This is a genomic window from Luteibacter sp. P4_D7_3, from assembly GCF_056401735.1.
On the sequence record NZ_JBFUIT010000390.1, the window covers coordinates 1 to 3,315 of the forward strand.

Genomic DNA, 3,315 nt, shown 5'->3' on the forward strand with positions numbered 1-3,315 from the left:
ATGACTTTCATCCTCGGCGCGTTAGCGCAAGAATGATCCCGGCTCCCCGACCTCGCATTTGATGCCGCTGCGACCTTGTAATGCGAAGTCCCTTGTGGGCTTCTCGATACTCTCCGCAGTGGGCAATGAGGCGGGGGGCCACTCTACAATCGAAGTCAGAATCACTCTGCTTCCAGGAGCCGGCGGCCTCCCCGGGATCTCACTTGCTGCACCTCCCAACGGAAGGCATCCCTAAGATACAAGGAGCCGGTTCATCGGCGAGCTCTGAACAGAAGCCCCGGCCACCCCGGGGCTTCTGCATGTGTGGGCCGGCTATGCCGGCGATGGGGTGCTACCCTTTACCGTTTCCACCGTACCGAACCGCCCCATGCGTATTGCCCTTGGCGTCGAATACGACGGCACCGACTTCCTTGGCTGGCAGCGGCTGAGTCACGCGAAGACCGTCCAGGGTTCGCTGGAGCGGGCGCTCAGCTTCGTCGCCCATACCCCGATCGAGGTGACCGCCGCCGGCCGCACCGACGCGGGCGTGCACGGCCGTTGCCAGGTCGTGCACTTCGACACCGACGTGGTTCGCGACCTGCGCGGCTGGATTCTCGGCGCCTGTTCCAATCTGCCGCATTCGGTGGCAGTCACCTGGGCCCAGCCGGTCCCGGACGATTTCCACGCGCGTTTTTCCGCGCGCGGGCGCCGTTATCGCTACCGCATCCTGCCGCGTTTCGTCCGGCCTGCGCTCGATGCGCGTTTCGTCGCCTGGGAGCGGCGCCAGCTCGACGCCGAAGCAATGAACGAGGCGGCACAGGCGATCGTCGGCGAGCACGACTTTTCCGCATTTCGGGCCATTTCCTGCCAGGCCGTGCATGCGCGCCGCAACGTGCGTTCGATCCGCGTGTTTCGCGAAGACATCCATGTCGTGGTGGAGATCGAGGCGAATGCCTTCCTGCACCACATGGTCCGCAATATCGTCGGCTCGCTGCTGCCGATCGGTCGTGGCGAGCAGGACGCCGGCTGGATGGCCGAACTGCTCGCCGGCCGCAACCGTGAGGTGGCCGGTGCGACGGCGCCTGCCGAAGGCCTGACGTTTATCGGCCCTCTCTACGAATCCCATTGGGGCCTGCCGGCGGAAGTGACGCTATGACCCGGATCAAGTTCTGCGGCCTTACCCGGCTCGAGGATGTCGAGCTGGCCGCGCGGCTGGGCGTCGATGCCATCGGTTTCGTCATGACCCGCCGGAGCAAGCGATACATCGAGCCGACTGCCGCCGCGCGCCTGCGCGACGCCCTGCCTCCCTACATCACGAGCGTGGCGCTGGTGATGGACGATGATCCTGCGTATATCGACGAAGTGCTGCGCGTGCTGCGTCCGGACATGCTTCAGTTCCACGGTGGCGAAACCGACGAGGCATGCGCTGCGTTTGGTGTGCGCTACACGAAGGCCATCGCCATGGGCGAGGGCGAGGGCGCCCTTCAACGCCTCCGGCAGTTCCCACGGGCGGCCGGTCTGCTCCTCGACGGCCACGGCCTTGGCGAGCAGGGCGGCAGCGGCCAGCGCTTCGACTGGTCGCTCATGCCGAAGGATCTTGCGCAGCCGCTGATCCTGGCCGGTGGCCTGGATGCCGACAACGTGGCGGAGGCCATTCGCGTGGCGCGGCCCTGGGCGGTGGATGTCTCCAGTGGGATCGAGTCGTCGCCCGGCATTAAGGATCGGGCTAAGATGGAACGCTTCATTTCTGCTGTACGAAGATAACGAGAAGGCAATGACCGAGATTGCGGATTTCCACGCCTACCCGGATGCACATGGTCGCTTCGGGGCTTACGGCGGCATCTACGTGGCTGAGACGCTCATGGAGCCACTCGCCGAACTGACCGCTGCTTATGAGAAGTTGCGGAAGGATCCCGCTTTCATCGCCGAGCTCGATCGCGACCTCAAGTACTACGTCGGTCGTCCCAGCCCGGTGTATCACGCTGAGCGCCTTTCCGCGCATGTCGGCGGCGCGCGCATCCTGCTCAAGCGTGAAGACCTGAACCATACGGGCGCGCACAAGATCAACAACACGGTGGGCCAGGCGCTTGTGGCCCGGCACATGGGAAAGACCCGGATCATCGCCGAGACCGGTGCCGGTCAGCACGGCGTGGCCAGCGCGACGGTTGCCGCGCGCATGGGCCTGAAGTGCGTGGTCTACATGGGCGCCGTGGACATCGAGCGCCAGAAAATCAACGTCTACCGCATGCGTCTGCTCGGCGCCGACGTGGTGCCCGTCACGTCAGGCTCGAAGACGCTGAAAGATGCGCTCAACGAAGCGATGCGCGACTGGGTCACCAACGTCGAGGACACCTTCTACATCATCGGCACGGTGGCCGGTCCGCATCCGTATCCGCAGATGGTTCGAGACTTCAATGCCATCGTCGGGCGCGAAGCGCGCGAGCAGGTACTCGAGCAGTTCGGTCGCCTGCCGGACGTGATCACGGCGTGTGTCGGTGGCGGATCGAACGCGATCGGCCTGTTTCACGCCTTCCTCAACGACCGCGATGTGCGCATCGTGGGCGCTGAGGCTGCGGGTGATGGCATCGAAACCGGTCGGCATGCCGCCTCGCTCGCTGCGGGCAAGCCGGGCGTGCTGCACGGTAACCGCACCTACGTGCTGTCGGATGCCAATGGACAGATCGTCGAGACGCATTCCGTCTCCGCCGGCCTGGACTATCCGGGCGTCGGTCCCGAGCATGCCTTCCTGAAAGACGCCGGCCGTGCCGAGTACGTCGGCATCACCGACGACGAAGCGCTGGAGGCCTTCCACCTGCTGGCGCGCACCGAGGGCATCCTCGCCGCGTTGGAGTCGAGCCACGCCATCGCCCAGGGCATCAAGCTCGCGCGTGAACTGCCCAAGGACGGCCTGGTGCTCGTCAATCTTTCCGGTCGTGGCGACAAGGACGTGCACACGATCGCCGAGCGTGAAGGAATCGAACTCTGATGAGCCGCATCGATCGCCGTTTCGCGGCGCTGAAGGCCGCCGGTCGCACCGGTCTGATTCCTTTCGTCACCGCGGGAGATCCACTGCCCGATGCCGTCGTGCCGATGTTGCACGCCCTGGTTGCCGCCGGCGCCGACGTGATCGAGCTGGGGGTACCGTTTTCCGACCCCATGGCCGATGGCCCGGTGATCCAGCACGCGAGTGAGCGTGCTATCGGCAAAGGCGTCGGGTTGCACAACGTGCTTGCCTGGGTCGCAGCATTCCGTGAGACCGACGATGAAACACCGATCGTTCTGATGGGCTATCTCAATCCGGTCGAAATGTACGGTTATGAGGAGTTCGCCGAAGAT

The 3,315-nt window shown here is 64.8% G+C and carries 4 protein-coding genes; all 4 read left to right on the forward strand.

Annotation, left to right across the window (positions count from 1 at the left end):
- Positions 1–367: 367 nt before the first annotated feature.
- Positions 368–1,135, forward strand: coding sequence for a tRNA pseudouridine(38-40) synthase TruA (gene truA, locus AC1DSN_RS20340; protein WP_213948129.1), 768 nt, complete (start codon positions 368–370; stop codon positions 1,133–1,135).
- Positions 1,132–1,743 carry a phosphoribosylanthranilate isomerase gene (locus AC1DSN_RS20345; RefSeq protein WP_477297450.1) on the forward strand — a complete coding sequence of 204 codons (612 nt, stop codon included), beginning with the start codon at positions 1,132–1,134 and terminating at the stop codon, positions 1,741–1,743. Before truA ends, AC1DSN_RS20345 begins: the two co-directional genes overlap by 4 nt.
- A 10-nt stretch (positions 1,744–1,753) precedes the next feature.
- Positions 1,754–2,965, forward strand: a complete 1,212-nt coding sequence (gene trpB, locus AC1DSN_RS20350; protein ID WP_477297449.1) for a tryptophan synthase subunit beta — start codon at positions 1,754–1,756, stop codon at positions 2,963–2,965.
- Positions 2,965–3,315, forward strand: a 351-nt coding sequence (gene trpA / locus AC1DSN_RS20355) for a tryptophan synthase subunit alpha (RefSeq protein ID WP_477332499.1), incomplete at its 3' end; no start/stop codon positions are given. The genes trpB and trpA, both read left to right, overlap by 1 nt.